The sequence below is a fragment of the Bacillus sp. SIMBA_074 genome, from assembly GCF_046534555.1.
GTDB classification, from domain to species: Bacteria; Bacillota; Bacilli; order Bacillales; family Bacillaceae_G; genus Bacillus_A; species Bacillus_A mycoides.
On sequence record NZ_JAWRYM010001356.1, the window covers coordinates 1 to 230 of the forward strand.

1 protein-coding gene is annotated in these 230 nt (G+C 36.5%); it reads left to right on the plus strand.

Going from position 1 to position 230, the window contains the following annotated elements; genetic code table 11:
* On the plus strand, nucleotides 1–230 hold a 230-nt coding region (locus SB773_RS35130), incomplete at both ends, for a hypothetical protein (protein ID WP_410595228.1).

A 230-nucleotide genomic window follows, 5' to 3' on the forward strand; every position in this document is an offset into this window, starting at 1 on the left:
GTTTTAACTACAACTATTGATGTATATGTAAAAGATCTTAATGGTTGTGCGGTTAAGAAAACAGTTTCTATTGAAACTGAAGACCCTCCACGTATAGATCCTATTCCGGCTCAATGTTATTTGGGAAGCGCTATTTCTGTAAAAATAACAGGTGTTTTTGCTACACCGGCAACATTTAGTAAAGATGGTACTAATTTCGCATCGACAGATACATTTAGCTTAACTCCGGG